Origin of the sequence: Aeromonas sp. 1805 (assembly GCF_013085525.1) — a bacterium.
Lineage (GTDB): Bacteria > Pseudomonadota > Gammaproteobacteria > Enterobacterales > Aeromonadaceae > Aeromonas > Aeromonas hydrophila.
Window position 1 is genome coordinate 4,581,464 of the sequence record NZ_CP038515.1, and the last position, 23,549, is coordinate 4,605,012.

17 protein-coding genes, 1 tRNA gene and 1 pseudogene are annotated in these 23,549 nt (G+C 56.4%); 6 read left to right on the top strand and 13 right to left on the bottom strand.

Annotated features, from left to right (window positions below; translation table 11 throughout):
* Positions 1-3: 3 nt before the first annotated feature.
* The 4 genes from E5E96_RS21315 to tssD form a co-directional block, all read right to left on the bottom strand.
* Positions 4-2,277 (bottom strand): hypothetical protein, encoded by a 2,274-nt coding sequence (locus tag E5E96_RS21315; protein WP_171283097.1) that lies wholly within the window; start codon positions 2,275-2,277, stop codon positions 4-6.
* A gap of 323 nt (positions 2,278-2,600) precedes the next feature.
* Positions 2,601-3,581 (bottom strand): tetratricopeptide repeat protein, encoded by a 981-nt coding sequence (locus E5E96_RS21320; RefSeq protein WP_017407989.1) that lies wholly within the window; start codon positions 3,579-3,581, stop codon positions 2,601-2,603.
* Between the two features lie 345 nt (positions 3,582-3,926).
* Complete coding sequence (locus E5E96_RS21325; protein WP_164672830.1) at positions 3,927-4,727, bottom strand: lysozyme inhibitor LprI family protein; 801 nt, start codon at positions 4,725-4,727, stop codon at positions 3,927-3,929.
* 1,296 nt (positions 4,728-6,023) lie between these two features.
* Positions 6,024-6,434 (bottom strand): type VI secretion system tube protein TssD, encoded by a 411-nt coding sequence (gene tssD / locus E5E96_RS21330; protein ID WP_017407987.1) that lies wholly within the window; start codon positions 6,432-6,434, stop codon positions 6,024-6,026.
* A gap of 392 nt (positions 6,435-6,826) precedes the next feature.
* On the opposite strand from tssD, the gene E5E96_RS21335 reads away from it, so the two are divergent.
* Positions 6,827-7,801: an IS5 family transposase gene (locus tag E5E96_RS21335; RefSeq protein WP_171283098.1), complete on the top strand. Its 975-nt coding sequence runs from the start codon at positions 6,827-6,829 to the stop codon at positions 7,799-7,801.
* Between the two features lie 397 nt (positions 7,802-8,198).
* On the opposite strand, the pseudogene E5E96_RS21340 reads toward E5E96_RS21335, so the two are convergent.
* Positions 8,199-9,025 (bottom strand): annotated as a pseudogene (locus tag E5E96_RS21340) (IS5 family transposase).
* 464 nt (positions 9,026-9,489) lie between these two features.
* Here E5E96_RS21340 and E5E96_RS21345 point away from each other — a divergent pair.
* The gene (locus tag E5E96_RS21345) at positions 9,490-9,690 is read left to right on the top strand and encodes a hypothetical protein (protein ID WP_171283099.1); all 201 of its coding nucleotides are present in this window, start codon (positions 9,490-9,492) and stop codon (positions 9,688-9,690) included.
* 206 nt (positions 9,691-9,896) lie between these two features.
* Here the strand turns inward: E5E96_RS21345 and E5E96_RS21350 are convergent.
* Positions 9,897-9,984, bottom strand: a tRNA-Ser gene (locus tag E5E96_RS21350).
* Between the two features lie 183 nt (positions 9,985-10,167).
* Here E5E96_RS21350 and E5E96_RS21355 point away from each other — a divergent pair.
* From E5E96_RS21355 to E5E96_RS21365, 3 genes are all read left to right on the top strand, one after another.
* Positions 10,168-10,824 (top strand): Bax inhibitor-1/YccA family protein, encoded by a 657-nt coding sequence (locus E5E96_RS21355; RefSeq protein WP_016351136.1) that lies wholly within the window; start codon positions 10,168-10,170, stop codon positions 10,822-10,824.
* Between the two features lie 163 nt (positions 10,825-10,987).
* Positions 10,988-13,141, top strand: a complete 2,154-nt coding sequence (yccS, locus tag E5E96_RS21360; protein WP_029302707.1) for a YccS family putative transporter — start codon at positions 10,988-10,990, stop codon at positions 13,139-13,141.
* A 20-nt stretch (positions 13,142-13,161) separates the two neighbouring features.
* Positions 13,162-13,506 carry a TusE/DsrC/DsvC family sulfur relay protein gene (locus tag E5E96_RS21365; protein WP_017407983.1) on the top strand — a complete coding sequence of 115 codons (345 nt, stop codon included), beginning with the start codon at positions 13,162-13,164 and terminating at the stop codon, positions 13,504-13,506.
* Between the two features lie 57 nt (positions 13,507-13,563).
* On the opposite strand, the gene dedD is transcribed toward E5E96_RS21365, so the two are convergent.
* The 7 genes from dedD to E5E96_RS21400 form a co-directional block, all read right to left on the bottom strand.
* Positions 13,564-14,364 (bottom strand): cell division protein DedD, encoded by an 801-nt coding sequence (gene dedD / locus E5E96_RS21370; protein WP_171283100.1) that lies wholly within the window; start codon positions 14,362-14,364, stop codon positions 13,564-13,566.
* Positions 14,365-14,438: 74 nt separating this feature from the next.
* Positions 14,439-15,698, bottom strand: a complete 1,260-nt coding sequence (gene folC, locus E5E96_RS21375) for a bifunctional tetrahydrofolate synthase/dihydrofolate synthase (RefSeq protein ID WP_171283101.1) — start codon at positions 15,696-15,698, stop codon at positions 14,439-14,441.
* A gap of 2 nt (positions 15,699-15,700) precedes the next feature.
* Positions 15,701-16,564, bottom strand: coding sequence for an acetyl-CoA carboxylase, carboxyltransferase subunit beta (gene accD, locus E5E96_RS21380; RefSeq protein WP_011706493.1), 864 nt, complete (start codon positions 16,562-16,564; stop codon positions 15,701-15,703).
* A 119-nt stretch (positions 16,565-16,683) separates the two neighbouring features.
* Positions 16,684-17,493: a tRNA pseudouridine(38-40) synthase TruA gene (truA, locus tag E5E96_RS21385; protein ID WP_171283102.1), complete on the bottom strand. Its 810-nt coding sequence runs from the start codon at positions 17,491-17,493 to the stop codon at positions 16,684-16,686.
* Between the two features lie 178 nt (positions 17,494-17,671).
* Positions 17,672-19,897 carry a FimV/HubP family polar landmark protein gene (locus E5E96_RS21390; RefSeq protein WP_171283103.1) on the bottom strand — a complete coding sequence of 742 codons (2,226 nt, stop codon included), beginning with the start codon at positions 19,895-19,897 and terminating at the stop codon, positions 17,672-17,674.
* A gap of 275 nt (positions 19,898-20,172) precedes the next feature.
* Complete coding sequence (locus tag E5E96_RS21395) at positions 20,173-21,189, bottom strand: aspartate-semialdehyde dehydrogenase (protein ID WP_017407978.1); 1,017 nt, start codon at positions 21,187-21,189, stop codon at positions 20,173-20,175.
* Between the two features lie 142 nt (positions 21,190-21,331).
* Positions 21,332-22,462, bottom strand: a complete 1,131-nt coding sequence (locus E5E96_RS21400) for a 4-phosphoerythronate dehydrogenase (RefSeq protein ID WP_139748793.1) — start codon at positions 22,460-22,462, stop codon at positions 21,332-21,334.
* A gap of 322 nt (positions 22,463-22,784) precedes the next feature.
* On the opposite strand from E5E96_RS21400, the gene E5E96_RS21405 reads away from it, so the two are divergent.
* Positions 22,785-23,531: a phosphatase PAP2 family protein gene (locus E5E96_RS21405; RefSeq protein ID WP_253264682.1), complete on the top strand. Its 747-nt coding sequence runs from the start codon at positions 22,785-22,787 to the stop codon at positions 23,529-23,531.
* Positions 23,532-23,549 lie beyond the last annotated feature (18 nt).

Consider the following 23,549-nt stretch of genomic DNA (forward strand, 5'->3'; position numbering starts at 1 on the left):
TTTTTATGGCAAAGGTTTAAAGGTGAACTCATAGGGAATATCTCTGGGTTCTTTGGCTATCGTCATATAACTCACCTTGGCGGCGGGGCCTGCAACACTCAAATAGCGCCCATCGACTAGCACCTCATTAATCGGCTGAACAGTATTTTCGGGGAGTCTAATGGTTAACAGATTACCTTGAGCATCTTCGACCTTGAAGTAATTTTTAAGATCACTACTCGGCTCATTGCCATATCCGGTTTTTGTCAGCCAAGATTGTAAGTCGATTAACCAAGGGCGGTCTGTCACTGCCAGTTCTAAAGGCTGCCAATTGATATCACCTTGGCACCGGATCTTGCCTTTAATCTGTTTATCGTAGAAAAACTGCCGAATTTTATCCTGAGTCATTAAGATATAGGCGGCACCGTTTGGGGCATTGGAATCAAACTGCCAAGTGACTGTATTTTTACCCTCATTAAAAGTTTGTTCTACTTCAGGTTTACAGGAAGTCGCCAAAGCCGCTGACATGGGAATATACAGATTATGACCATTATCAGTCACAAGTTTTATCCCCTGGATCGTACTTACTTCAGCTGTTGACGCATTTAGATCAGGCTTGAAGAAGCTGCCTAGGCTAGTGCTGCCAAACTCGCTGGGAGGGTTTGCCAGATTTTTGTTGTACTCGGTAAATTGTACAAAGCGGATCGTCTTGGTTTGAGTCAACTCCGGCTGGTTTTTTTTCTCGATTAACACCACGGTTTTTGGGGGCTCATCGAGCTTGAGTAACAGTGCGTTGCTGGTGAGGTGATGGCTCTCATCGGCCCCAATTAATTGTTCTAGCAGCTCCTTTTCTGTCGCCGTTAACCAGAAGGGATAATTACCTTTGCGACGGGCCTCTGCGATCATGCCTTTAAACTGTTGGAAAGGCAGATTAATACTCTGATCTTCACTCTGTTTTGATATGACTTTAAAAAGTTTCGCCTCGGCATCGAGCACCTGGATTGTTAGGCTGGCATCGCCAAAGGTGTAAGGTGTTGCCAGTAATTCATCCCACGACTTTTCGACGATCTTATTCGTCTGTGGGATAAGCGTTAGCTTGGCATTAATATGGTCTATCTGCTTGATTTTATTAGCAGTGTTATCCCAACCAGTAGCAACAATATCGATTGAAGACTCAATCGTGCGATTGTAATTCCTCGCCGACCCTTTGCCATGCTGCCAGAAATGAATATCAATCGGTTTGCCACTTGCATCAAAGGCAGTTAAGTCTTCATAATGCACATCGGCTTCCACATATTGCTGACTCATATTGTGGACAAAGCGTAATTGCAGATCTTCAGGGGTATCAGTACCCCAACTGCCAATATTATCTAAAATACCTTGTTGTTCCGGTAATAAGGATTGTATAAATGTCTCATTATTTGGGAGATACTCCCGCTGCACATCACTAATGCGGTACAGTTCTTTTTTTCGGTCATCCATATCACGGTCAGTATCGTAGGTATCATCGGCATGCCAAAGCATGCTCATGATATAAGGCCTATCCTTAGGTGCCATGACGATACGATGGGTGAAGGTGCTACCTTGGCGCTCTTCCCGTTGAAAAAACGCCATGCTCTCTAACCAACCGGTTTTGCGGTTAAGTTCGAATTTTCCATAGGCCTTATACTTGCCTTTCTCTCCTTGCAGTATGGCGATCAACTTATCTTCACTAACCTGCTCAACTGTCCAGGTTAAGCGCGCATCCATGGGGGCGCTGATGCTATAACCGACGCTAGGCTCAAGCGCTACAGGCAAGGTTGGAGCTTGTTTAAACAAGCTATTCAGAGTCACCCAGTGGTCAAATAATTCCTTGATGTCTTTTTGATCCATCTTGGCAATAGGGGTCAGTTGGCGGACTGTACCATTGTTAAATTCTACATTAAAGCCATCTTTAACCAATTGAAATATTTCATTGGAGTTGCCTTTAGGGTCGATATTACTCACCGGAATCGGTATACCATAGTCGCTAATTTGCAGCATATTAGGTTGGATAAAAAAACGGGCGTTAGGAGTTAATGGCGTTGTTAAGCTGGCCACCTTGCCCTCTGCGTCTTGTACTTGGTAATCCAGCAGTAATCGTGCCTGTAGCACTTTGCGGGTTTCGAAACCATCATTGAGGTGTGAGGTGGAGATGATCTGATACTCGCGCTCAGTAGGAATGTCTGTCGACTGGTCAGAAACGCTATTATCGCAAGCAGTTAACCCAAACGTGAGCATGACAGTGGTATAAACTACCCTGCATATTCCTATAGTCATCTTAACTCCATTAAAATTTATACAATGATATTCGTTCAGAAAGTTATGGTGTTGTACAAAAATATATTGACTTATGGTATTGGCATCAATCCACAGGATGAATGAGCCATGGTTAATTAAAGCCTTGTTGTATGAATAACTGTTGGTGAGTGGGAAGCAACTTGCAAATAATACAGATTTGAATGGAATGGAGGTGCTAAGCTCACCACCATCTCAATTAGTTCCATTCAAGCTGAATCGATTTTTTCAACGACCCTCAAAAATGATAAAATAAAGACAGGCGACCATAGGTAGTTATAAAAGGCCAGAAGGCCTTTATTGGATTACTTGATAGTTTGTTTGCCGTAACGCTCTAAATAGTCGCGAGCCTTGTTGCGCGCCTCGGCTGTTTGCCCAGTCTTGAGCAAATGAGTGACACGTTCTAGGTCCGGCTGACCAGACTCAAAACCGTTTTTTACTGCCACATCCATCCAAGCATAGGCCTCGACCATATCCTGCTTGAGACCATGCCCATTCTCATAGAGCCAGCCCAAACTGTATTGAGATTTCGCATAACCGGCTTCAGCTGCACGGCGAAACAAATTGGCAGCCTTTTCATAGTCTTGATTTACCCCATCACCTTCGACATAGATCCAACCTGCCGCATTCGAGGCCGCAGGGACCTTATTATCAGCCGCCATCAAGAACAGAGTGAGTGCCCGTTTCACGTCCTGTTTCACCCCTCGTCCTTCGCGATACATCCATCCCAGCGAATCTTGGGCCAAACCAAACCCCTGAGCGGAAGCCATGTCGAAATAGCGTACAGCCATGGCATCGGATTTGACTACCCCATTCCCCTGTTCATATAAAAGTCCCAGGTTGTACTGCGCTTCGCCATAGCCTTGATCGGCCGCTTTACGAAACAGTTCGACGGCCTTGGCGTAATCCTGCTCCACTCCTTCACCACTACTGTAGAGCACCCCTAGGCTGCCCTGCCCGGCTGCATAGTCCTGTGCAGCACTCTTTTCAAACCAGAAACGAGCTTTGTCATAGTCAGGTGTTTCACTGCAAAACGAGTAGAGGCAACCGACCAGATACTGAGCTTCGGCATCTCCTTGATTGGCAGCTTTTTCCATCCAGAGGATCGCATTGGTATTATCTTGAGCGAAGCTATAGCGCTTGCCCATGATTTTTTGTGCCTGTATGTCTCCCGCTTGTGCGGCAACCAGAACGACCTCCATCGTCTCCGAGGTCCAGTCACGAGGGACTGGTGATGTACAGCCGGTAATAACAACGGCTAGTAAAATACTCATTAGCTTCTTCATCTATGATTTCCTGATTGATACATTTTGAGATAGAGTTTTATTAAATCACGCAGTAATATCGTGACGACGTGAGCTTGAATATGATTGAGCGTTCACCTTGTGGAATAAGCTGATAGCAGTGGCCTATGGGTATTAGCGTTTGCTCGCCGATAGGCCACATCGCTAAACCAATTTTGCGACAGTTTTTGAGCCTGTCAGACTTCGTGCCAATGGGATGACCGCCCCTACCTGTGCTAATCACTCTTACTTGCTGGGGAGGTAACTCCCCAGCTCTCATCATGCCCTTTTAAAAACTGCGGTGAAAATAAGCCGAACCGCACTTTAATTTAAAATATTGGGTATGACTTATTGTTGACCACTCAGGTATTTAATTCTAGCCTTGGTCATCTCAGTTTGGCATTCATATATTTCTATTCTAGCTGATGTGGAGAGACTGGCGTTATTTGCCCGTTCAATGCCGCCACATTTATTTTCCTTATCCCATACCCAAGATACCTGTTCATTTTTCATCGATGCTCTGAAAGATGCTGGTATAGATTTCCAAATTTTGTTTAAGTGAACATCTTCAGCCTCATAAGCTTTCTTAGCAATGGCAACTTTAGAAGGATCATTTCGTTGAATGATATCATCTTTAGTTATCGACAGGTATGATGCCTTAGCCAAGGACATTGTAGTTTCGTAGGCATCACCTAATGTTACGGAAATATCTTTACCATTGTCAGACAATCTTATTCTATAAGAGATTCCCTTCCATGTTAAGTTACCATTTTTATACAAGCCTCGACTTTCCCTAATAAATTCAGAGAATACTTCTGGCGCCTTCTCGGCTAACTCCATCAATTCAACCGATACTGCCATTGATACAGTTGCTAGACACTTCAACTCTGGAGATGAATCATTGGTGGTAGACACCTCAGATATACTAAAAGGAACCTTTTCAACTTGATTTTGAAAGCGTTCGAGCATCTCTGGTGAAACTGAAATTCTTGACAAAGCATTGTCATGCAATGCTACCGTTAGTGCGTTCACGGCATCTTCACGACCACACTTGAAAGGCAACGTGTCTTTTTGGGAGTCAAAAAAACCAGCATTAACTGTACTTGATAGTCCAAGTATGGATACCAAAACAAGGAATTTACACTTCATATTAATTCAACCTTGAAATTAAAGTAAATAAACAAAAAACACCCATAAAACACTGCTTTTCGCTCACGCCTAAGCAATATTATCCACTGTGCTGGGTACTACCCAAGCTATCATCACCGATGTCTCGAACATCGAGTTTATTAATAACCTATCGAACAGCGCTTCTCTCGAAAGGTGGATACATAGTTATGTCATTTTCTTTTATCCTCCCCTTTATTCTTATGCAATTCTTAGAGTTCAGGGATTAACATCTTTTGATAGGTGTTTGCCCCCAAAGAAAGGCTGCTGTGACAACAATAAATATTACCATATTGTGTGGGTCGCAGCACCAGAGCCCAGGGCCACAAACTCACTAGCGGAGTTCGGGTATTATAGTAATTTGGATCGTTGCTCTCCGAAGAGATTTCTATGCTATCAAGCTGCCAGCCACAGCGGGTGCCGCCATCAAGAGCGCCCCTGACTGAATAGTGGCCAGATTTGGGATAAATCAGAGCAAAGTATGTTGCGAGATCGCCACTGTTACGAGTACAGCCCTTGGTTGAATAGTAATTTGGCACTATGGTCACTTTGACCTCTGGCGGGATCTACCCATCAATGGTGAGCTAGCGGTTCTGCTGCGGCAGGTCCAACGGCGGGTGGTTATAATCCTGTTTGAGACGGCGCGCGAAACGCAGCCGCTTAACAGGGTGAAGCAGCGCAGGGTTAGCACTTTTATTTTCACGTTCATGATACTGGCCTCTATTTACGGGGAGCTTGCCATCGGCGGGTAATGACAAACTGCTCCGGCTCAGTTTGCCCCTGTGGAGATAGGGGTTGTAATTGGTTGTCGACCTGTAGCGCGACATGCTCACCCTTGCATATAGAGCCATCGATTCAGCACTGACAATTATGTTCTGCCTGCGCAAAGAGGGCGATAGGCTTGTCCGTCATTCGTCACACTAATAGATGTTCATTGCGGTCTCTTGCTGGACAAGCAGTGCCTAAGCCCTTGCCAACTCTTGCACCCACACACCCTCGCCGCGCAGCCACGCTACCGCCCTCTCCTGTGCCACAAGGGCCACCAAAGATAAGGGGGTTAACAGGTTACGAGCGGTTCGGGTCTGCATCACAGGATACCCTTTAGTGCTTTGCCATCCCTCTGCGCTCACCGGCGGGGCATCAAACCCCGGCAGGGGAATGGCAAAACAGAAAAGCTCCAGCTAACCCATTGGCCGGGCTGGATAAAATGCACGAGACAAAACATAACCCCAAAAAATCAGGGTGGATTACAAGGCATGTCAGGGTTGAACATGAGACTTACGCCTCAATCGGCGCACACCAGTCATCGGTGCCAGAGGTACCGGCAACGATGGTGGCATCGGTCAGCACAGTAGAGAAAAAAGACTCCTGCTTACTCTCGACAGAGGTGCGGTACCCCTTCAGGGTCACTTTCGGCAGCATTTCGCCGGATGCCAGCGAGTTGTAGATCAGCGGCACGGCTTTGTTCAGCGCAACGGTGAACTTGAACGGCTTGTGGACACGCTGACCCGCAGGCTGACTAGATTGCGAGTCAGTCGGGACTGTAACGACGTTCTGGAACTCTTGTACCAGTATCTCGTCTTCGTGACCTTGCACGAAGATGTTGTCTGTGGAGTCATAAGTGAAAGCACTGGCAGTGATGTTGCCCAGGGTTTTACCTTCGATGCTGATATAACATGGCGTTGGCATGGGTATGCTTCTAAATAGGTTGGTTAAACGAGATAGCTCTCAGCCTCAAGCAAAGACCGAGCCACATTTTTTTTATTATTTATCAAAAGCTTAATGAAACAAATCCCCACAATAGCTTAGACAAGAGCAATATCTTGCTTATATTTCGTAAAAACTCTACAGATCATTGCCTTACTAGAGATTTAAACCGAAAAAATAACAACTTATTGCTCAGTTCAGAGAGAAACTCTGAACTTGATAGTGTTATCTACTTCTGCCACCCCGATATTCAGACGTATCAATCCCTGCTTGAGGGCCCAGAGGTATGCCTGGCTCTTACTGCTAGGGAAGGTGCGAACAAGTCCCTGATGTGAGATCATGAGCCCCACTTGGCATCAGGGATGAGGTACAGCATGAGTCACCAACTCACCTTCGCGGACTGCGAGTTCAATGGCAAACGTCGCAAAATCCGCAAAGAGATATTCTTGGCCCGAATGGACGCTGTACTCTCATGGTCAAGGATGTTGGCGGTCATCGAATCCGTCTATCCAAAGGCGGGTAACGGACGTCGTCCCTACCCACTCGATATCATGCTGCGCATTCACTGCATGCAGCAGTGGTACAACCTCAGCGACAGTGCCATGAAAGATGCTCTCTACGAGATTGCCTCGATGCGTCTGTTTGCCAAACTCTCCTTGGACCTGGCCATCCCTGACCGCACTACCATCATGAACTTCCGTTATTTGCTGGAGCTGCATCAACTGACCCGCCAGATCTTTGAAGCCGTCAACCAGTTGCTTTGTGAGGCTGGCATCATGATGAAGCAAGGCTCGCTGGTCGATGCCACCATCATCGAGGCCCCCAACTCCAACAAAAACAAGCGTAAAGGGCGCGACCCCGAGATGCACCAGACCAAGAAAGGCAATCAGTGGTATTTCGGCATGAAGGCTCATATCGGCGTCGATGCCAAGAGTGGCCTGACTCACAGTCTGGAGACCGCGTCAGCCAACGAGCACGACCTCAATCAGGTGGGTCATCTGCTCCATGGCAAGGAAGAGTTTGTGTGCGCTGATGCGGGATATCAGGGGGCAGAAAACCGTGAAGAGCTGGCGGATGTAAAGGCACAATGGGCGATTGCCATGTGCCCTGGCAAGCTCAAAGAGCTCAAAAAGTATCCTCATAAAAACAAAGCAGTTATTGCCTTTGAGAAGCTCAAGTCCAGCATCCGCGCCAAGGTGGAACACCCGTTCCGGCTCATCAAATGTCAGTTCGGTTTTGTGAAAGCGCGGTACAAGGGACTGCTGAAGAACGACAACCAACTGGCGAATCTGTTTCGAGTGGACCAGATGATACGGGCATGGGGTAACTGTGCCCAACAATTGAAATAAGCCTCGAAAATGAGGCTAAATGTTGTTTAATAGCCCGATACTTGAGGTAAAAAGTCAGGTTTTTGGAGTGATGGGCATTTCAAATGCGGACAAGGAGTTCGTAATGAAGGTGCGGCCCACTTGTTCGCACCTTCCCTAGCTCCCAGTTTCTCCACAATGCGTTCCAGATGAAGGTGTCAATCTGAAGAGTGATACCCAGAGTTTGGGTGATATCACTGGCTTGCCTCCCCTCTACTGCCCACTGACAGACCTCCGACTTCCACAAGCTCAAAGCGTGACGAGATGGCATGGATGACGTACACACCCGTACGACAGCTTCGAAGACATGACCATTAAGCCCATGCCACGGAATGGTGATGCCATCACGTGGCTCAGCTTTTTGGACTATGCTCCGTTCTCAAAATGCTGGTTTTCTGTTCACACATAACTCGCGCAAGCAGCGAAGGCAGAAAGCCAGTTTGATAAAAGCAGCAAAACTCTTGGCTAGCTTTTCATATCTCTTTGAAAACTGACGAAACTTCTTCAACTAATCGCAGCCCAACTCCACGACATTGCGTCCGTGGTAATGCACCTTGTCCAGTACCAATGAACGCCCCTTATGGCACCGTTGCTGGTCGCTGCCATGCGGAATAGCCGCCTTATCCTTCTCCATCGTAGCTCAGCTGCTATAAGCCTTGTCTCGCGTTCGGTAGCCATCTGATGACCTTGGTATCCTCGCCATGGCCAACGCGCTTGTCGCATAGCTCATTTTCGCTGATTGCCCCGGTGACAGGCAGAAGCTCAGTAGTAAGCCATAACCGTCAGTTTTACTGCCCCCCACAAAAAGCCAAGCGATTGATTAATTGATATTTTCTACGTGACTCGGCAGCACCTTTGGATGCTCTGGCATTGGAACCGTCCAGGCACCACAGGTTGAAATCGATGAGCCCTCCTTCATTAAGCTTGAGTTGCAGCTCTTCCAGAATGGCATCAATCCGGCCTACATCCTGCCAACGCCGGAAGGTGTTGTAGACTGAATGCTATGGTACGAAACGTATTGGGAGGTCTGGCCAAGGAGCTCCGGTGTGAAGTATCCAGAGAATCCTATCGAGCACTTGGCCCGGTTCACAGCTAGGGTGCCCGAGTAGACATCGAGAAGGAAAGCTAGGGCTCAATAAGCCCCCATTGTGCATCAGTCAGCTGATAACTGCGGACACGGAATGGATCGTAAGCGGTTGAGAAGATATGAGATTATATCTTCATCACTTTAAGAGCACAGCTTAGTGCTAAGAGATAAACGGCCAACGGCAGTCCCGAATCCTGAATTTAGGGGACGATGTTAATGATCCAACGTCTGCACGCACACCGACCGTGGCAGTAGGGTATGGTAATAGCCCTCAACGCACCTCCAGACGAAAAGCTCAAAGCCTTCGTCCTATCTATCGTGCTTTCATCAACTTTCCGCATGACCGTGACATATCTTTGGAGATCCCAGGAATTCAGACTGACAATTACCTGATAGCGTTCAAAAAATTAGGCAGTCCAATTCAGAAGTACCCCAACACGAAGATCTATTATTCCGAGTTGTTGTGGCTACCGCTCATCCAGAACGAGGAGCGGCTGATTATCCCTCTAGCAGGAGAATGGGAAGACCGGAAAACCTCGAAAACTATCAGGAATGAAAATCTTGGTCACAAGCCAAGAAAACCTTGTTACTTAACGAGTTAGATACGGCAAAGGAAGAAGCCAAACAGGCTAGAAGAGCGGGGAATAAAGATAAAGCATGCGTGTTCTTTATTGGGGAGCAGAAAGCAGATCGCCTAGAAACGTTTTATGCCAGTGATTCTCGCCTGAACTGCTCGATTATTGGCAACATTGTCTATCTGAAGTATGAATTGGCAATACCATGAAACATGCAGGACATCACTGGTATTGGTAACGAGCCACGTTTCGTCAGTAGTTGTGAAAGAGGCTCCCACCAAAAAGGTTGAACCGACACTTGTCCGAAGAAATGAAATCAAAGAGAAGGGCAGCCGACATCCAATCACATACCTGGTGGCATGCTGAAAATCGCAGATGAAAAATCCAACTTAATCAATTAGTTGGGTTATAGATATGGCGGAGGAGGTGGGATTTGAACCCACGGATGGTCGCCCATCGCCGGTTTTCAAGACCGGTGCATTCAGCCGCTCTGCCACCCCTCCGAACGGCGTGCATACTACGTCAGCCCCTTGTTCATATGCAATACATATTTGATTTGGGATAGTAGGGGGCAACAGGCTGGGGTGGGGCTTGAAATCAGCGCTCGTCATCCCGACATTCAGTGCATACAATGCGTTAACGAGGCGGATTGCCGCCTCACCCCGGAAATCAAGAGGACACCCAAGATGGATACCCGTTCTATCTATACCGGCACCCAGAGTGCCGCGCGCGATACCAACAAGGTACTGCGCAACACCTATATGCTGCTCTCCCTCACTCTTGGCTTCTCTGCCGTGGTGGCCGGGGTAGCCACCGTGATGAACATGCCGCCCCTGCACTGGGCCATCTTCCTCATCGGCGTCTACGGTCTGATGTTCCTGACCGAGAAGAATCGCGAAAACGGCATGGGGCTGGTGTTCACCTTCGCCCTGACCGGTCTGCTGGGCTATAGCCTCGGCCCCATCATCAACATGTACATGAACAACGGCGGCGGCGAGATCGTGATGACCGCGCTCGGTGGCACCGCGCTCACCTTCTTCGGTCTGTCGGCCTATGCCCTGACCACCAAGCGTGACCTTTCTTTCATCGGCGGCATGCTGTTCGTCGGTTTCTGGGTACTGCTGGTGGCCATGATCGCCAACATCTTCCTGCAGATGAGCGCCCTGAGCCTGGCCCTGTCCGCCATGTTCATGCTGTTCTCCTCCGGTGCCATCCTGCTGACCACCCAGCAGATCGTTCGCGGTGGCGAGACCAACTACATCTCCGCCACCGTCACCCTGTACGTCTCCATCTACAACATCTTCCTGAGCCTGCTGAGTCTGCTTGGCGGCAACCGCAACTAATCAAACACCCCGCTTCGGCGGGGTTTTTATTGGCACCTGTTTCTGTCAGGATAAGTTGTAAATCAAGGATATGAAGCGAAGTGGCCCTGATCCAAATCAGGGCCGTTTCGTTGTTGACCGGTTATGCTCTGGTTTTCGTTTCGCTCAAGGGTTGCGCTCTCCCATGCCCATGGATTTCTCTGGCCTGTTGCGCCGTTTGCTGACTGACAGTCATATCTATTTTGCCCTCAAGGTACTGCTGGCCATCATGGGGCTGCTTGCCTTCACCCTGGCGACCGGCGACATCCAGCTCACCGTGCTGCTCTCCCTCGGGGTGGTGGCCGGCGCCATCGCCGAGACCGACGACAGTCTGTGGGGCCGGGTCAAGAACCTCGCCATGACCCTGCTCTGCTTCCTGTTCGCCTCCCTGTGCGTGCAGTACCTCTTCCCCACTCCCTGGCTGTTCGCCCTGGGGCTGGCGGGTTCCACCTTTATCTTCGTGATGGTGGGGGCGCTCGGTCAGCGCTACGCCACCATCAGCTTCGGCTCCCTGCTGATTGCCATCTACACCATGCTGGGGGCCGCCAAGGCGCCGGATCTCTTCTATCAACCGCTGGCCCTCGGCGCCGGGGCTCTCTGGTATGGCCTGGTGTCGCTGGTCTGGCTCTGGCTGCTGCCCTACAAAACCCTGCACGAACAGCTGGCCCAGAGCTACTTTGCCCTCTCCCGCTATCTGCTGGAGAAATCCCGCTTCTTTCCGGCCGACGAGCACGGCGCCCAGGCCATTCGTCACAACCTGGCCCAGCTCAACATCAACTTGGTCAACGCCCTGACACTCACCAAGTCGGCGCTCAACGCCCGCCTCAGCACCCGTCACCGGGCCTCCCCCGAGCTGGCCAGCCTGCTGCGCCTCTACCTGCTGGCGCTGGAGATCCACGAGCGGGCCACCTCCAGCCACTATCCCTACAGCAAGCTGGAGGCCGAGCTCAAGCAGGGCATCGTGCTGGACGGCTTTCAGGAGGTGTTCCTGCAGCTCTCCGAGGCGTGCCAGCGGCTCGGCTACGCCATCCTGGTGCACAAACCCTATGCCCACAACAAGCGCATCCACTGGACGCTGGAGGCCCTCGGCGATCAGCTGGAGTTCACCCACCTCAAGCAGCACTACCCGAAGACCCTGCTGACGCCGATGAAGTTTCTGCGCCGCAACCTGGCCAGCATCAACCAGCTGTTGGCCAGCGCCGAGGAGCTGCAAAATCCCGAGCAGGCCCCGCAGAGCCTGCCGCCCCTGGCCCGGCCCGCCCGCCTGCCGCTGCTGACCCAGCTCAAACAGCACCTGACCCCCAACTCCATGGTGTTTCGCCATGCCCTGCGGCTGTCGCTCGGGTTGGTGGTGGGCTATGGCATTCTGCAGGCGTTCCACCTGGACAAGGGTTACTGGATCCTGCTGACCGTGCTGTTCGTCTGTCAGCCGAGCTACAGCGCCACCCGCCGCCGGCTGGTACAGCGCATGCTCGGCACCTTCGCCGGCCTGCTGGTGGGGATCCCGGTGCTCTGGCTGTTCCCGGAATTGCACGTACAGCTGGTGGTGATGGGGCTGGCCGCCTTCCTGTTCTTCACCCAGGTGCGCAGTAACTACAGCGCCGCGGTCTGCTTCATCACCCTCTACGTGTTGATGGCGTTCAACCTGCTGGACGGCATCGGCTTTGCGATCCTGGGGCCGCGCATGCTCGACACCTTCCTCGGCTGCCTGCTCTCCTACGCCCTGGTGGCCTGGCTGTGGCCGGACTGGCAATACAAGCGGCTGCCGACCCTGATCGCCAATTCGCTCTCGGCCAACGCCCGCTACCTCTCGGCGGTGCTCGCCAGTCTGCAGCAGCAGCGAGATGAGTCCATCGACTACCGGGTGGCGCGCAAGAGCGCCCATCTGGCGGACAGCGAGCTGGCGATGGCCTGGCAGAGCATGCTGGTGGAGCCGCAAAAGCGCCGCCGCTTCCTCGATCTCTGCTTCACCCTCACCTGGCGCAACCACGCCCTGCTCTCCTACATCTCGGCGCTGGGGGCCCATCGCGACAAGCTGGAGGCCATCGGCGAGCTGGACGAGATCAGCCGTCACCTAAGTCACACTCTGGAGCGGGCTGCTGGCCACCTGGCGGGAGAGATGCCGGAGCAAATCGAGGGGCAGTGCCCGGTCATCACCCCGGACAGCAGCGAGGAGCAGCTGATGCTGACCCAGCAGCTCAACCTCATCAGCCAGCTGGCGGATGAGTTGCTCACCCTGGCCAACGAGAGCCGGTTGCTCACCCGGGAACAAGGCGCTACCATGCCCGCCCAATCCTGACAGGCCACAAGGAGCCCACCATGTCCGAGCATCACCAGCTGGAATTCAACGGCCAACTCATCGATACCGATGCCAAGGGATATCTGCTCAACAGCAACGACTGGAGCGAGGCACTGGCACTGGTACTGGCCGAGCAGGAAGGTATCGTGCTGGAGGAGCCCCACTGGGAAGTGGTGCGCTTCGTGCGCGCCTTCTATCTGGAGTTCAACACCTCTCCCGCCATCCGCGCCCTGGTCAAGGCTATGGAAAAGCAGTACGGCCCAGAGAAGGGCAACAGCCGCTACCTCTACAAGCTGTTCCCGGAAGGCCCCGCCAAGCAGGCCACCAAGATTGGCGGCCTGCCCAAACCGGTGAAATGCATCTAAAAAAATACCGCGCCCATCCAAGATGCAGCGCGGTATTTTTTTATCTTGTCGACCCTGTTAGGGGTTGTAAGCCACCACGGAACCACTCAAGCCGGTCATCTGGCCGATACGGCTCTGCATGCCCTGCAGCTTGGCCTTGGAGACATCCGGCCCGATGAAGACCCGGTTGAGCTGACCCTGGACCGGAGTGCGCGGCGAGGTGTGAGCCGAGTAGCCCGCAGCCCGCAGCTTGCCCACCAGCGCATTGACGCTGTCGACGTTCTTGAAGGCGCCAAGCTGCAGGATCCAGCTGCCCTGGGCCGGCGCAGTAGCCGCTGGCGCCGGGGCTGTCGTCGTGCTCGGTTGTCCCATCTTGCTGGCAATGAGATCGTCCATCGACTTGATCTGGCCCGCCTGCGGCTTGTTCTCAACCGGTTTTTGCACCTCGACCGGCTTGGGCGGCACCACCTTGGGCTTGGGCTGCTCCACCGGTTTCTTGGCGATCACTTCAGGCTTGGGCTGGGGCTTGACCACAGGCGGAGTGACGGGCTGGGTCACCGGCTTGGCGGCCGGTTGCTGCACCGGCGGCTGGCCCTGCTTGGCCCCCAGGGTTACCGGCTCAGATACCTCTTCCACCTGCCACTGCTCGGCGGCAGAGGCCTGCTGCTGGCTGGCAAGGTGCTCCGCCGGCAAGGTGCTGGCGGCCGATACCTGCAAGGCGGGCTTGGCGGGCTCCAGCTCCGGGCGCAGCGGGATTTTGGCAAACGCCTCTTCCTTCTGCTCCAGCTTGTGGCCGTCCATCAAATCCGGCAGAAAAATGACAACCAGGGCCACCAGGATGACGGTGCCCACCAGACGGTTTTGAAACTTAGAGGCCAAGTTGAATCCTACCTTTACGTAACTCAATATGCGATTTGGCTCCCCGCCAGAGGGCCGGGGAGCCGGGGTGTGGCCTAGACGGCGACACCCGCCAGAATGTCGGCAACAGTGTAAAACGAACCAAACACAATGACCATATCATCAGGACTCGATGCGGCCAACGCGGCAGCATAGGCCTGCCCCACGCTGTCAAAGGTGGTGGCCGGCCCCCGCTCGCTGCCAAGGGCGGCAGCCAGCTGGGCCGCGCTCGCCGCCCGCGGTCCGGTCAGGCTGGCCAGATACCATTCACCGATAAGACCATCAAGCTCGGCAAGCGATCCCGCCATGTCCTTGTCCTTGAGCATGCCGACCACGGCGCGGCGCACGCCGGTGCAGGGCATCTTGCGCAGCTGGGCTGCCAGATAGGCTGCCGAATGGGGGTTGTGGGCCACATCGACGATGACCAGCGGCGCGCTTTGCAGTTGCTGCATCCGCCCCGCCAGCCGGGCATTGGCCAGCCCTTGCCGAATAGCCTCTTCTGGCAGCGGCAGACCGAGTGACTCCAGCGCCGCCAGCACGGTGACCGCGTTCATCAGCGGCAGGGCCGGTTTGGGCAGGTCGCGCCACTGATGAAGGCCGTGATAATCCCAACCGGTGGCGTGCTCATCGCCACGAAAATCAATGCCGACCTGACGCAGGCAGGCACCGAGGCGGGCCGCCTCGCTGGCGATGGTGACGGGCGGATTGGGCTCACCGCTGATGGCGGGTTTGCCGGCGCGATACACCCCCGCCTTCTCCACCGCCACCGCCTCGCGGGTATCCCCGAGCCAGTCGCAGTGATCGAGCGCAATGGAGGTGATCATGGCGACATCGGATTCCACCACATTGGTGGCATCGAGCCGACCGCCCAGCCCTACCTCCAGCAGCAGCACATCCGGCGCGGCGCGCCGGAACAGCCACAAGCCCGCCAAGGTGGCGAACTCAAAGAAGGTAAGGGCAATCTCGCCGCGGGCCGCTTCCACCTCGGCAAAGGCGATGCAGTGATCGCTGTCGGCCAGTTCGGCCCCGTTGATCCGCACCCGCTCGGTAAAGCGCAGCAGATGGGGAGAGGAGTAGACGCCGACCTGGTAGCCGGCTTCCATCAATATGCTGGCCGCCATGGCACAGCTGGAGCCCTTGCCGTTGGTGCCCGCCACCGTGATCACCTTGAACGGCAGTTGGGTAAGACCCATGCGGCGGGCCACTGCGCCGACCCGATCCAGCCCCATGTCGATGTTGACCGGGTGGATCTGCTCCAAATAAGAAAGCCAGTCGACCAGCGACCGGCTTTGGGATTGTTGCATGTTGGAACTCATCTTCACTCTTCGATGACGTGAGTATTCAGCATTTTGGCGAGCAGGCTGGCCAGACGGTTGCGCATCTCGCGGCGATCGATGATGAGGTCGATGGCGCCCTTCTCCAGCAGGAACTCGGAACGCTGGAAGCCTTCCGGCAGCTTCTCGCGCACGGTCTGCTCGATGACCCGCGGACCAGCAAAGCCGATCAGTGCCTTGGGCTCGCCCACGTTGATGTCACCCAGCATGGCCAGACTGGCGGAGACGCCACCCATGGTGGGGTCGGTCAGCACGGAGATATAGGGCAGGCCGGCCTTGGAGAGTCGGTCCAGCGCCGCACTGGTCTTGGCCATCTGCATCAGGGAGAACAGCGCCTCCTGCATGCGGGCTCCACCCGAGGTGGAGAAACAGACCAGACCGCGACCTTCCTTGATGCTCTCCTCGACGGCGCGCACGAAGCGGGCACCGACCACGGAGGACATGGAGCCACCGATGAAGGAGAACTCGAATGAACAGGCGACGACCGGCACCCCCTTGAGGGTCCCCTTCATCACCACCAGCGCATCTTTTTCTCCCGTCTCTTTCTGGGCGGCAGACAAACGATCCTTGTAGCGCTTGGAATCCTTGAATTTCAAGACATCCTGCGGCTCCAGCTCGGCACCGATCTCGGTGCGGCCCTGCTCGTCGAGAAAGCTCTCGAGACGGGCACGGGCGCTGATGCGCATATGATGATCACACTTGGGGCACACTTCGAGATTGCGCTCCAACTCTGCCCGGTAGAGCACCTGTTCACAAGCACTGCACTTGGTCCACACCCCTTCCGGAATGTTGTGACGACGAGGTGTAGTGATCTTGCTCTTGGGAAGGATCTTCTCAAGCCAGCTCATGGAATTCCTTAATGCTTTTGTGCCTGACAAAACGCATCGAGCCTAGATTGTTCAATGACTTAATAGCTCGATGGCAATAAATGACGGATCATTAAACCACAAATTTTCGGGGCCAGTTACTAAAAACTGGTCGTACCCGGTGCCGAGTCCGGCAGCCACAACGGGCCCAGCGGCATCCGCGGCAACCCCAGCTCCGCCGGGTAATCCACGTCCACCAGATAGAGTCCCCCCGCCTTGGCAGTCGGGCCCGCCAGGTTGCGATCCCGGGCGGCCAGTACCTCGGCAATCCACTCCACCGGCTGGAGCCCCTGCCCCACCAGCAGCAGGGAGCCGGTGATGTTGCGCACCATGTGGTGCAGGAAGGCGTTGGCCTTGATGTCGAGCACGATATAGGGGCCGGAGCGGCTGGCACACAAGTGCGTCACATTGCGCCAGGGGGTGTTGGATTGGCAGGCGACAGCCCGGAAGGTGCTGAAGTCGTGCTCCCCGAGCAGGCTCTGGCCCGCCTGGTGCATCAGATCGGCATCGATGGTTTCGTGGTAGTGACTGACGCCACTGCCGAGGATGGCCGGCCGGTAGTTGTGGTTGTAGATGACGTAGCGGTAGCGACGGGCGGTGGCGCTGAAACGGGCATGAAACCCCTCGTCTACCTGCTTGACCCAGCGCACGGCGATGTCCGGCGGCAGGTTGGAGTTGAGACCCAGGGTCCAGGCCCCTTCGGCGCGATTCGCATCGGTATCGAAGTGGATCACCTGGCCGGTAGCGTGTACACCAGCATCGGTGCGTCCTGCGCACTGGATGGAGACGGGGTGATTGGCGATCCGGCTGAGGGCCTTTTCCAGCTCCTCCTGTACGCTGATCACTTCGCGCTGACGCTGCCAGCCGAAATACCGGCTGCCGTCGTATTCAATACCTAGGGCAATTCGCATGGATAAACTTGTCTTCTGATGAAAAGGGCGGTGAACGAAACGGGGCGGATTATACGCGCCTCACCTCAAAAATCCCAAATAGCCGCGCCCAGGCCAGACCAGGCGCCAGAAATATCGATGCCAAAAACAAGGGGCAGCCCATCGGCTGCCCCTGCTTTCATCACTATGCGCTGGCTCTCTAGCCAAGGCGCTTGAGCAGCTTCTCGGCCTCGGCCCGTTGATGCTCGGTGCCCTGCTCCGCGGCTTCTTGCAGCAGTTCGCGGGCGCTATCCTTGTCGTCGATCTCGAGGTAGGCACGAGCCAGATCCAGCTTGGCACCCACACCGCCATCGTCGGCATCCACGTCAAACCCGGTGGACTCCGGCAGCACCTCGGGGAAGCCATCCAGCCCCACGTCCAGCGAGAAGCCCTGATAGGGTTCCTGCTCGGTGGTGGTGGCGTCCGCCTCGGCCAGCAGCTTGTCGATCTCGACATAGCCGCTCTCCTGGGCCTGTTCCCGTGGCTTCACTTCGCCCGGATGGGACTCCACCTCGGCGAAGGCATCCTCGAAATCGGCCAGGGCCAGCTCGTTGGGATCCCACTCCAGATCTGCAGCGGCCTCCTGTTTCCCCTTGGTCGGCTCGGGCTCCAGCCCCAGCTCAGCCAGCAACTCATCGGCACTGGCGTCGGCCGTGCCACTGGCCGCCTTGTCGGCGCCCGGCTCGGCAAAGGCGGTCTCGAAGTCGCTCAAATCGAAGGAGGTGAGATCCTCGTCGCTGACCATGGGGTCGCCATCGGGTTGACCGTCATCGCTGCCGTCCAGCGCCAGATCGGCTTCCAGGTCTGCGTCCAGCTCGGCGAACAGGGCTGCCTGCAGCTCCTCTTCGCTCATGATCTCGTTGCCAGCCTTGGGCTTGGGATTGAATTCGCTGGCAAGGTCCAGATCCGGCTCGGTGTCGAGGGTGATGGACTCGTCATGGGCCAGATCCAGCTCGGGCACCAGATCCGGATCCCGGATGGCGGCCTTGGCGGGCGGGGCCGGCTCGGCATCGAAGCTGGCCAGGTCCATCTCGCCGTCGTCGCTGAATACCAGATCGGCCGGCGCGGCAGGCTCTTCCACCGCCATGTAGCCATCCGGCGTGTTGAGATCCGGGCGCGGTCGTACCGGCTCGTCGTCGGTGATGCCGACCGTCATCAGCTCGTCAAATTCGCTGCTCTCCTGATCCATCACCATGGCGGTGGATTCGGACAGGCTCTTCTCCTGCTCTTCCAGCTCGCGGCGGGCCCGCGCCCGCAGCCACAGGGTCACCAATGCCAGCACCAGCAGCACCGGCAACAGGATGATCATGGCCAGGTTGAGCGGCGAGGAGAGCAAGTCCATCAGCCAGTTCTGCTTGGGCTCGGGGGGCGGTGCCACCGGCGGAACCGGCTTGGCCTTGAGCTCGGCAATCTCTTTTTGCAGCGCGGTCTGATCCTGCAACTGGGCCTTGAGGGTTTCCACCTCTTCGGTCAGGGATTGCAGCCGCAGCTTGAGCCTGTGGTTCATCTCGGTGACCTGGCCGAGCTGGGCATTGGCATCTTCCAGCGCCAGCGCCATCTCGGTGGAGGGCTTGCCGACCGGTTGATTGACATCGGCCGGCAACGGCGCCGGTGCGCTGGCCGTGGCGGCGCTGGTGGCAGCCGCCTGGCTGGCGACCGGCTCGGGAGCCTTGGCGACCGCCTTCACCTCGGTGGCCGGCTGGGGTGTCTCCACCTTGGGTGCCGGCTGGGGTGTCTCCACCTTGGGTGCCGGGGCCGGAATGGGCGCCGCCTTGGCGGGTGCGACCTTGGCTACCTCGGGTTTGGCCGGCTCGGCCGCCTTGGTCGGGGCCGCTTTGGTGGTCACCGGCTTGGCCGGCTGGGTATGCTTGCTGGCCAGGTATTTCGGGCTCAGCCCTTTCCAGCTGGCGTTGTCACTGCGGAATTTGGCGCGGGCCTCGGCATCGGTGATGACGCTGGCCTCGGCGGTGGTGGGCAGCTGGATGCGCGAGCCCACCAGAATGTGGTTGATGTTGCCGTCGGCGAAACTGCGGGGGTTCTTTTCGTAGATCGCCACCATGGTCTGGTAGACGCTGACACTGCTGGAGGGACGGTACTTGCTCGCCAGGCTCCAGAGGGTGTCGGTGGGACGAATGGGGCCATAACTGCCGGCATTGCTTGCGACCTGCCGCACGATCGGCTGGGCCGTGGCTCGGCTGGGTTGGGACGTGGCGCGGGGAGCGGCGACGGGTTGTGCCAGCGGCTGGGAATTGACAGCGGGCGGAGCCGGCTCGTCCGGGCCTTTAAGCTCAACAAAAAAAGGCTCCCGCGCCGAGTCTTCGGCCTGGGCCGTGCCCAGCAGACCCAATGCGAGTAGCGTTGCCAATGTTATGCGGGAATGTCCCATATTCGTTCCTTCGTATGACGGCCCTATCACATTGAAAAATCTGGATAGTTACCCCAAAACAGTCGGTTCAATATAAATCAGGCTCAGGTTGCAAGCCAGCAGTCCGACACATTTAGCACCCAACTTGCCCCTGAGTGTAGGAAAAAACTTAATCAGTTGATATCGCGAAAAATTCTCGGGGCTACAGAGTGCGCCCCCGGTCACATCCACCCCATGGGTACACAGGCTGGCAGCCTGGCGGATTTCCCTCCCCGCCAGGCAAATGGACCCGACGATCAGAGGTAATCGCGCACCAGCAGTTCGGCAATCTGCACGCTGTTGGTCGCCGCGCCCTTACGAACGTTATCGGCCACGATCCACATATTTATACCGCAGGGGTGAGAAATATCCTGGCGAACCCGGCCCACCAGCACCTCGTCCTTGCCGGTTGCGTCGCGCACCGGGGTCGGATAGTCGTTCTCGTCGTCAAACAGGGTGACGCCCGGCGCATTGCGCAGCAGCTCTTTTACCTGTTCGGCGTCGAGCGGCTGATGCAGCTCGACATGAACCGCCTCGGCATGGCCATAGAACACCGGCACCCGCACGCAGGTGGGGTTCACGGCGATGCTGGCATCCCCCAGGATCTTCTGGGTCTCCCACACCATCTTCATCTCTTCCCGGGTGTAGCCGTTGTCGGTGAAGCTGTCGATCTGCGGGATCAGGTTGAAGGCGATCTGCTGCGGGTAGAGGCTCGGCTCCACCGGACGACCGTTGAGCAGATGGGCGGTCTGGCCGGCCAGCTCGCTCACCCCCTCCTTGCCGGAGCCGGAGACGGACTGATAGGTCGCCACGTTGATGCGGGAGATACCTACTTCATCGTGCAACGGCTTGAGCGCCACCAGCATCTGGATGGTGGAGCAGTTGGGGTTGGCGATGATGTTGCGGTTGCGAAAATCGGCCAGCGCATCCGGGTTCACTTCCGGAATGACCAGCGGGATGTCTTCGTCGTAACGGAAGCAGGAGGTGTTGTCGATGACGATGCAGCCGTGCTCGGCGGCAATCGGTGCCCACTTGGCAGAGACCTCGGCCCCGGCGGAGAAGAGGGCGATCTGCACTTGGCTCCAGTCAAACTCCTCCACATCTAGGATCTCGACATTCTTGCCGGCAAAACGCACCGTGTCGCCGGCGCTGCGGCTGGAGGCCAGCGGATAGAGGGTGGCGATCGGGAAGGCACGCTCTTCCAGGATCTCGATCATTGCCTCGCCCACGGCGCCGCTGGCGCCCAATACCGCTACGTTGAATTGCTGACTCACTGCTGTTCTCTCCTATGATGGTGCCGGTGACGCGCGCTGGCATCACCGCTGGCAGGCGGACCTGCCTGATAGCGGGTCTGGCGTCGGGCCAGACCGGGTATGGGCGGGACAAGGCTCCCGCCCCTTCAAGTATGTAAAGTGTTCAGTCTGGCTGGCAGACAAACCCGAGCCGGGCCAGGGCAGCGCCGGCAAATGGCCCCTTCAGCTGCAAGGAAGAGAGCTCGCGCCGCTCCGGATAGTGTTTGCGCTGCTCATCGAAGCTGCCCGCCACACCGAGCCGGTTGCGAAAACGGGCGTCATCGCGGCGCACGTCATAAATAAGGTGGACCAGCTGCTTGATCAAGGCCTGATCCGCCGGCTGGCCCGGTGTCACCTCGCGCACCTCGGGGGTCGGCAACAAACTCTGCAGATCCTGGCGCGGCGTGCGCCCCAGCTGGCGGCAGAGTGCCTCATAGAGCATCCAGGTGCCGCGGGCCTTGCCTTCCAGGCTGTAACCCGCGATGTGCGGGGTCGCGAGCTCAGTGTGGGGCACCAGGGCCTGCAGCGGCTCCGGCTCCCCTTCCCACACGTCCATCACCAGCCGAAGCGGCGCCTGACTCTGCTGGCGCGCCAGCAAGGCCCGGTTGTCCCACACCTCGCCACGGGAGGCGTTGATGAGGATCTGCCCGGCCGGCCGGGCGGCAATCTGCGCCGCATCCAGCAGGTGGAAGGTGGCGTCCGGCCCCTGGTGGGTGATGGGAACGTGGAAGCTGACGATGTCGGCGCCGAGGGCCTGCTGGTAGTCGACAAACTGCGCCGCCTCGTTGGCCTCGGCGGCGCGGGCACGGGGCGGATCGCAGCGCAGCACCCGCATGCCGAGGGCCTCGGCCTTGCCTGCCACACACTCGCCGGTGTTGCCGGCGCCGATGACCGCTAGGCTCATCTCGCTTAAGTTGAGCTCATGGCGCTCGGCCAGCACCAGCAGGGCGGAGAGCACATAGTCGCCGACCGAATATTTGTTGCAGCCGGGGGCGCTGAAGAAGGGAATGCCCCGCTCGGCCAGCAGCCCCTTGTCCACGTGATCGGTGCCGATGGTGGCTGTGCCGACGAAGCTCAGTCGTGGGCAGCTGGCCAGCAGTGCGGCGTCCACCCGGGTGACGGAGCGCACCAGCAGCACGTCGGCCTCTTGCAGATCCGCCGCCTGCATCTGCCTGCCGGGCAACGGGATGACCTCGCCAAATTCGGCAAACAGCTCACGGGCGTGGGGCATATTTTCATCAACGACGATCTTCATCGGGCTCTCTCACTTCGCTAGCGGCCATAAGCGCGCCATTCTAGCCCAAACAGACCGAAGTTTCAGATGCTTATTCATCCATGAGCGGCCGCCGCCGCGACTTTCTGGCGGGAGCCTGCGCGCTGCTGACTCATCTCTGCTCAACCGAGTGGCGCGGCCTGTACAAGCAACCTCGGATGCTCCCCCTCGCCACCAGCCGGATTGCACTCGGCGGGTCAGCCATCACCACACTCATTTGTAACCCCGTGTTACAGCGAGCGGGCGCGACTTGACCGACCGGACTGGGCTGGCACAATGGCGCCTCTTTTTTTGCTGCCCATGAATGGGCACCTTGCCGAGCCCCGTTATGCCGACTCACGCCTCTTCCCTGCCGCGCCGCCAGGTGCTGTGTTTCAGTGCCGCCCTGATCCTGCCGCTGCTCCTGCTGGCCTGCCTGCCCTGGCAGCCGTTCATGAGCCAGACCCTGCACTCGGACTGGCTCTGGTGGCCCTACGCCCTCACCCGCATGGTGGATGTGCCCGGCATCGGCGTCAGCATCCTGGCCCTGCTGCTGCTGACCCGACACAAGCTGACGCTGAGCCTGCCCGCACTGCTGGCCCTCGGCAGCGCCCTGTTTGCCGTGCTGGCCGGCGACTGGCTCATCAAGAGCCTGATCAAGCATCTGACCGAGGAGCCCCGCCCCTACCTGCTCTGGCTGGAGAGCCAGCAGCTGATCCCCGCCATCCAGCAGTTCTACGCCGGCAAGGTGGAGGTGCGCAGTGAGCAGGTCCATGCCGCCAGCCAGCTGCTGGCACTGCCCGAGTGGCTCGCCAACCACTGGCAGGCGGAGGTGAACTACGCCTTCCCTTCCGGCCACAGCATCGCCGCCATGAGCCTGGCCCAGTTCTTCGGTCTGATCTGGCTGGCGCGCGCCCCTGCCGGCGCCTGGCTGCTGCCGCTGTGGGCCATCGGTGTCGGCCTCTCGCGCATGCTGATCGGCATGCACTGGCCGCTGGATGTGCTGGCAAGCGCCCTGCTCGGCAGCCTCACCGCGCTGTTCGCCGCCCGCTGGTGGCTGCGCCATTACTGACATCCGCACGCCACAAAA

Bases quoted from the DNA above. Each gene is read 5' to 3' on its own strand.
- E5E96_RS21315 (WP_171283097.1), bottom strand. From the start codon at position 2,277: ATGACTATAGGAATATGCAGGGTAGTTTATACCACTGTCATGCTCACG.
- E5E96_RS21320 (WP_017407989.1), bottom strand. From the start codon at position 3,581: ATGAAGAAGCTAATGAGTATTTTACTAGCCGTTGTTATTACCGGCTGT.
- E5E96_RS21325 (WP_164672830.1), bottom strand. From the start codon at position 4,727: ATGAAGTGTAAATTCCTTGTTTTGGTATCCATACTTGGACTATCAAGT.
- tssD (WP_017407987.1), bottom strand. From the start codon at position 6,434: ATGCCAACGCCATGTTATATCAGCATCGAAGGTAAAACCCTGGGCAAC.
- E5E96_RS21335 (WP_171283098.1), top strand. From the start codon at position 6,827: ATGAGTCACCAACTCACCTTCGCGGACTGCGAGTTCAATGGCAAACGT.
- E5E96_RS21355 (WP_016351136.1), top strand. From the start codon at position 10,168: ATGGATACCCGTTCTATCTATACCGGCACCCAGAGTGCCGCGCGCGAT.
- yccS (WP_029302707.1), top strand. From the start codon at position 10,988: ATGCCCATGGATTTCTCTGGCCTGTTGCGCCGTTTGCTGACTGACAGT.
- E5E96_RS21365 (WP_017407983.1), top strand. From the start codon at position 13,162: ATGTCCGAGCATCACCAGCTGGAATTCAACGGCCAACTCATCGATACC.
- folC (WP_171283101.1), bottom strand. From the start codon at position 15,698: ATGAGTTCCAACATGCAACAATCCCAAAGCCGGTCGCTGGTCGACTGG.
- accD (WP_011706493.1), bottom strand. From the start codon at position 16,564: ATGAGCTGGCTTGAGAAGATCCTTCCCAAGAGCAAGATCACTACACCT.
- truA (WP_171283102.1), bottom strand. From the start codon at position 17,493: ATGCGAATTGCCCTAGGTATTGAATACGACGGCAGCCGGTATTTCGGC.
- E5E96_RS21390 (WP_171283103.1), bottom strand. From the start codon at position 19,897: ATGGGACATTCCCGCATAACATTGGCAACGCTACTCGCATTGGGTCTG.
- E5E96_RS21400 (WP_139748793.1), bottom strand. From the start codon at position 22,462: ATGAAGATCGTCGTTGATGAAAATATGCCCCACGCCCGTGAGCTGTTT.
- E5E96_RS21405 (WP_253264682.1), top strand. From the start codon at position 22,785: ATGGGCACCTTGCCGAGCCCCGTTATGCCGACTCACGCCTCTTCCCTG.